Below are 5,777 nucleotides of genomic sequence, written 5' to 3' on the forward strand. Positions count from 1 at the left end.
ACGACCCAAGGAGTACCGTGTCCCATCATCCGATCCGAGTGGCCATCGCCGGTGTCGGCAACTGTGCCTCGTCCCTGGTGCAGGGTGTGCACTTCTACGCCGATGCCGATCCTGCCGGTGCCGTGCCCGGGCTCATGCACGTGGTGTTCGGCGACTACCACGTGTCCGACGTGCAGTTCGTGGCCGCCTTCGACGTCGACGCGGCGAAGGTGGGGCGGGATCTGTGCGAGGCGATCTCCGCCGGGCAGAACAACACGCTGTCCTTCGCGAGCGTGCCGCACACGGGGGTGACGGTCCAGCGGGGTCCGACCCTGGACGGGCTGGGCGACTACTACCGGGCGGCGGTGGAGGAGTCGGGCGCTGCGCCGGTGGACGTGGCGGCGGCGCTGCGGGAGGCGGAGGTGGACGTGCTGGTGTCCTACCTGCCGGTGGGCTCGGAGGAGGCCGACCGGTTCTACGCCCAGGCGGCGTTGGAGGCGGGGGTGGCGTTCGTGAACGCGCTGCCGGTGTTCATCGCCTCCACCCCGGAGTGGGCCCAGCGGTTCGCTCAGGCGGGGGTGCCGATCGTGGGTGATGACATCAAGTCCCAGATCGGGGCGACGATCACCCACCGGGTGCTGGCCAAGCTCATGGAGGACCGCGGGTACGTGCTGGATCGGACCTACCAGCTCAACGTGGGCGGGAACATGGACTTCATGAACATGCTGGAGCGTTCGCGGCTGGAGTCGAAGAAGATCTCCAAGACCCAGGCGGTGACCTCCAACGTGGTGCGGGAGTTCGGGACGAAGGACGTGCACATCGGCCCCTCGGACCATGTGCCGTGGTTGGAGGACCGGAAGTTCGCGTTCGTGCGGCTGGAGGGTCACGGGTTCGGCAACGCCCCGATCTCCCTGGAGTACAAGCTGGAGGTGTGGGACTCGCCGAACTCGGCCGGGGTGATCATCGACGCGATCCGGGCGGCGAAGATCGGGGCCGACCGCGGGATCGGGGGGCCGCTGACCTCGGCCTCGGCGTACTTCATGAAGTCCCCGGCCGAGCAGCTGGCCGACGACGTCGCCCGCACCCGCCTGGAGGAGTTCATCCGCGGCGACCGCGAACGCTGACCACCGACGCCCGAGGCCCCCGCACCACGTGCGGGGGCCTTCGTGCTCCGGACGGACCTCCGGTGGTCCGGGGAGACCGGATGCCTCCTCCGGGGCGGGGGCGCGACACCGCCAGGGCACGGGTCGGTGAGCTCAGGCGCCCGGGCCGCCCGTCGTCCGCCGCGCGATGGAGCCGATGGTGCGCTACACGTGCTCGTCGAGACCCGCGTGGTGCAGCACGTACGCGGTGACGGGCTCGTAGACGCGCGGTGGGAGGTTGTCGTCGAGGGGCACGGCCACCTCCACCTGGCCCTGCGCCTCGGCCACGAACACACCGGGGTCGTTGCAGTCGGCGATCGCGAGGGTGCGCAGCCCGCGGGATCCGGCGGCGCCCGCGAGTCCGTGGTCGGCGACCACGAGGTCCGGAGGGTTCTGGCCGTCGCGGCGCAGCCGCTCCAGGGACAGGGTCATCGGACCGGGGAAGTGGGTGTGCCGCAGACCGCCGTACTGCTCGACCATCACGACGTCCTCGATCTGGCGGACGTCGCCGTCCTCGAACGGGAAGCCGTCCGGGACCCGCACCACGTGCGCCCCGGCACGGCGGGCCACCCGGGCCAGCCGCGCGTACACCGGGAACAGGCCCGCAGGGTGGCCCGTGGCGAAGAGGATGCGGCCGCCGGCCGCGACGACCTCCCCGAACACCCGGGCGTAGCGCTCCAGCGCCGCGAGAGCCAGGGCGGCGGAGATCGTGTCCTGCCCCTCGCGGTGCTCGGGGTCGGCCGAGATGCCCACCCGTTCCTGCATGAGCGCCAGCACGTCGTCGAAGGTCCAGTCGCGGGTCCGTACCACGCCCATGTGCTGGTGTTGGTCGCCGTCGAGGAAGCCCTGGATGTTGCGCAGGTTCGCCTCGCGGGGCGTGGCCACGGCCCCGGTGATGCGGTGGTGGTCGAGGTGGCGGACGAGGTCGTCCGGGGAGAGGACGGGAGAGAGCGGGGGGAACGTCACGATTCGAGTGTAGGCACGCAGTGGCGGCTACTGTCGCGTACGCCGGCTCCAGCGCGGACGTCGGCGTAGACGTCGGCCGTCGCCAGCGCGGTGCACTCCCAGGAATGGTTCTGGGCGCGGTAGGCGGCGGCCGCGCCCAGGCGGTCCAGGTCCCGTGGCCGGCGTGCGAGGCAGGCGAGCGCGCCGGCCCAGGACGATGGCTCACGGTCGGGCACCAGATGGCCCGTGGCGCCGTCGAGCACCGCGGTGCGCAGGCCGTCGACGTCCGTGGCCAGCACGGGTGTGCCGCACGCCTGGGCCTCCAGCGCCACCAGGCCGAAGGTCTCGGAGGACGAGGGCACCGCCACGACGTCGGCGTGGCGCATCCGGACGGCCAGCTGGGGAGCGGGCAGGGCAGGGCCGAAGCTCACCACGTCGTCCAGGCCGAGCCGGCGCACGCGCTCCCGCAGCATCGCCGTGAACCCGCGGGTACCGACCCCCACGACGTCGAGCTCCACGTGCAGGCCCGGGTCCTCGGCGCGGAGCAGGGCGAGCGCGTCGACGAGCACGTGCGGGCCCTTGAGGGCCTGCAGCCGTCCGGCGAAGAGCACCCGCAGCGGTCGTTCCCCCGGGCCCCGGTACGGTTCGAGCGGGCGCTCCCCGGGCTCGGGATCCGGGGAGAAGGCTGAGAGGTCCACGCCGGGGGCGACGACCGTCAGCCTCCGCGGGTCCGCGTCGTAGAGCTCGACCATCTGCAGGGCCTCGGTCCGGGTGTTCACCACGGTGGCGTCCGCCCGGGCGAGAAGCCCGGCCTCCGCCTCGGCCCGTGCGGCCGGTTCGATCCCCTCACCCCTGCGGGCCCGCAGGTTCTTCCCGAGCGCCGTCGTATGCAGGGTCAGCACCAGAGGCACGCCCCAGTCGTCGGCGAGCTCGCGGCCCGCCGCTCCGGACAGCCAGTAGTGGGCGTGCACGACGTCGGGCCGGAGCGCCTCGACCCGCAGAGCGTCCGCGAACGCGTGCGTGAACAGGGGCAGCTCCTCCTTGCTCGCGCCCGCGGCGCCGGGGACCGAGACCGTGAGCAGCCGCAGCCCGTCCCGGATGCGTGCGGCGCGCACTCCGGAGGTCCGGGGGGCGTCGGGGGACCGGTCGAGGGTGGCCATCTCCACCGTGTGGCCCGCGTCGACGAGGGACTCGGCGAGATGGCGCACGTATACGTTCATCCCGCCCGCATCGCCCGAGCCCGGTTGTTCGAGGGGGCTCGTGTGCAGGCTGATCAGCAGGACATGAAGAGGCGCGGCGGACACGGCTCCACTGTAGCCGCCGGACGCGGCACGCACCGCAGAGGGTCGGCCGGCCCGGGCCGGAGGCCCGCCGGTGCCACAATGGAGCCCGTGACCCGTGCTGACCCCGTTCCGCCCACCGGCCCCGGCGGGCCGTCCTCCCCGCCCCGGCCCGAGCGCAGCGCTGTGGTGGACCTCGACGCCGTGCGCGCCAACGTGCGGCTGATCCGAAGGGCCGCCGCGCCCGCGAAACTCATGGCCGTCGTGAAGGCCGACGCCTACGGCCACGGTGCGCTGCCCGTCGCCCGCGCAGTCCTCGAGGCGGGGGCCGACGCCCTCGGGGTCGCCCACGTGGGCGAGGCCCTGGAGCTGCGCGCCGCCGGCGTCACCGCCCCTCTGCTCGCATGGCTGCACACCGTGGACACCGATTTCCGCACGGCGGTGGCGCGGGACATCCAGCTCGGGGTCAGCGGCTGGGAACTGGCCCCGATCGCCGAGGCGGCCCGCGAGCTGCGCACGACCGCCCAGGTCCACCTGAAGATCGACACGGGCCTGGGCCGCAACGGGGCGACGGAGGAGCAGTGGCCGCACCTGGTGCGGGCGGCAGCGCGCGCCGAGTCGGAGGGTCTCGTGCGTGTGGTCGGCGTTTTCACCCACCTCGCCGTGGCGGACGAACCGGCACGGTCCGAGACACGTCTGCAGCTCGAGCGCTTCCGCATTGCCGTGGACACGGCCCGGGCCGCGGGGTTGCGTCCGGTCCTGCGGCACGCCGCGAACTCGCCCGGTCTGTTCTCGGCCGCAGACCTCGACCGGCCCGAGGACATGCTGCTGGACATGGTCCGGGTGGGGGTCTCCCTCTACGGGCTCTCGCCGTTCCGCGATCGAGGCCCCGAACGGCTGGGCCTCGTGCCCGCCATGACCCTGCGGAGCACGGTCAACGCGGTCAAGGAGGTCCCCGCGGGCCAGGGCGTCTCCTACGGGCTGACCTACGTGACCGAGCGCCCCACGACCCTGGCGCTGATCCCCTTGGGCTACGCCGACGGCGTGCCCCGCTCGGGGACCGGAGGGCCGGTGCGGATCCAGGGCCGCACCTACCCCGAGGTGGGACGCGTGGCCATGGACCAGATCGTCGTGGACCTGGGGGAGCCCGGCCTGGCTGCACCGGAGCACGGGCTGCTCGGCGCAGAGGCCGTGCTGTTCGGGTCCGGCTCGAACCCGTCGGCGACGGAGTGGGCTGAGGCCGCCGGCACCATCAACTACGAGATCGTCACCCGTGTGTCCTCACGGGTACCCCGTGCGTACGTGGACCGGTCGGCCGACGGCGGCGCCCTGCCGGCCGCGGAGGAGGAACCGGTATGAGCGAGTGGACCCGGACCCTCGACGTCGACGGTCCCGAGCAGACCCAGGCCCTCGCCGAGCGACTCGGGGCGGTCCTGGGGCCGGGCGACCTCGTCGTTCTCACGGGCGAACTGGGCGCCGGCAAGACCACGTTCACGCAGGGACTGGGTCGTGGCCTCGGCGTGCGACCCGGCATCATCTCGCCGACCTTCGTGCTCGTCCGCCGCCACCCCAATCTGCCGGACGGCCCCCGCCCCGGGGGGCCCGACCTCGTGCACGTGGACGCGTACCGGTTGGACGGCCCGGCCGAGGTCGACGACATCGACCTCGAGGACACGGTGGACACGGCTGTGACCGTGGTGGAGTGGGGGACCGGGAAGGTCGAGCACCTCTCCGACTCGCGCCTCGAGATCGTGCTGGAGCGTGCCGTCGGCACAGGGTCCCTGGGTCCGGACGAGCTCGCGTCGCTCCAGAGCGCCGTTGGCCCCGACGAGCCGGATCCGGGCTCCCCCGGCCGGATCGTGAACACCGAGGACGACGGCGCTGACGACGCCGAGGACGACGCCGAGGACGACGCCGAGCCCCGCCGCATCACCCTCACCGGTGTCGGGCCGCGCTGGTCCGGGGGCCCTCCGTCCTGGCTCTGACAGGAGTCCGGGAGCAGTCTCTTCCGGGCCGTGAGGGCAGCAGTCCGGACGGCAATCGCGCGGACGGCGATCGGTTCCCGCACGAGACAGGCCACGCCGCCCGCTGGTCGGTTCAGAAGGGTGGTGGTTCGTCGAGGGGCGGCGGTCCGGGGGGGCAGGGGTGGTGGGTCCTGCGGCGGGTCGTGGCTGGATCGGTCCTCGGTGAGGTGGTCGGGGAGGCGCAGGGGGCTGAGCAGGGGGTGGTGGTGGTGCTGGGGGTAGGTGACGTGGATGCGTCCGGCCGGTGAGGTCCATTCCAGGACGCCCTCGGGGGTGGCGGGGTCGCGGTGGGCGACGCGCCAGCGTCCGAGGGGGCCGTGGCGGTGCTTGAGCCGGTGGTGGGCCCGGCACAGGTGGGCGAGGTTGCCCGCGTCGGTGGTCCCGCCCTGGGCCCAGGCGATGGTGTG

The 5,777-nt window shown here is 73.3% G+C and carries 5 protein-coding genes; 3 read left to right on the forward strand and 2 right to left on the reverse strand.

The features are described from left to right. Nucleotides 1-17 precede the first annotated feature (17 nt). The gene (locus ACH9EU_RS03235; RefSeq protein WP_396412500.1) at nt 18-1,103 is read left to right on the forward strand and encodes an inositol-3-phosphate synthase; all 1,086 of its coding nucleotides are present in this window, start codon (nt 18-20) and stop codon (nt 1,101-1,103) included. A gap of 183 nt (nt 1,104-1,286) precedes the next feature. On the opposite strand, the gene ACH9EU_RS03240 is transcribed toward ACH9EU_RS03235, so the two are convergent. Beyond that, on the reverse strand, nt 1,287-2,087 hold the full coding sequence (locus ACH9EU_RS03240) for a phosphatase (RefSeq protein ID WP_396412501.1): 801 nt from the start codon (nt 2,085-2,087) through the stop codon (nt 1,287-1,289). Next, nucleotides 2,084-3,370 carry a glycosyltransferase gene (locus ACH9EU_RS03245; protein WP_396412502.1) on the reverse strand — a complete coding sequence of 429 codons (1,287 nt, stop codon included), beginning with the start codon at nt 3,368-3,370 and terminating at the stop codon, nt 2,084-2,086. The genes ACH9EU_RS03240 and ACH9EU_RS03245 overlap by 4 nt, the downstream gene beginning before the upstream one ends. A 78-nt stretch (nt 3,371-3,448) precedes the next feature. Between ACH9EU_RS03245 and alr the strand changes: the two genes are divergently transcribed. Together alr and tsaE are read left to right on the forward strand one after the other, a co-directional pair. Beyond that, nucleotides 3,449-4,705, forward strand: a complete 1,257-nt coding sequence (gene alr, locus ACH9EU_RS03250) for an alanine racemase (protein WP_396412503.1) — start codon at nt 3,449-3,451, stop codon at nt 4,703-4,705. Next, nucleotides 4,702-5,331: a tRNA (adenosine(37)-N6)-threonylcarbamoyltransferase complex ATPase subunit type 1 TsaE gene (tsaE, locus tag ACH9EU_RS03255; protein ID WP_396412504.1), complete on the forward strand. Its 630-nt coding sequence runs from the start codon at nt 4,702-4,704 to the stop codon at nt 5,329-5,331. Before alr ends, tsaE begins: the two co-directional genes overlap by 4 nt. Nucleotides 5,332-5,777 lie beyond the last annotated feature (446 nt).

The organism is Kocuria rhizosphaerae (genome assembly GCF_044462265.1).
Lineage (GTDB): Bacteria > Actinomycetota > Actinomycetes > Actinomycetales > Micrococcaceae > Kocuria > Kocuria rhizosphaerae.

Coding starts and splice junctions, on each gene's coding strand:
- alr (WP_396412503.1), top strand. CDS start 3,449: ATGGAGCCCGTGACCCGTGCTGACCCCGTTCCGCCCACCGGCCCCGGC.
- tsaE (WP_396412504.1), top strand. CDS start 4,702: ATGAGCGAGTGGACCCGGACCCTCGACGTCGACGGTCCCGAGCAGACC.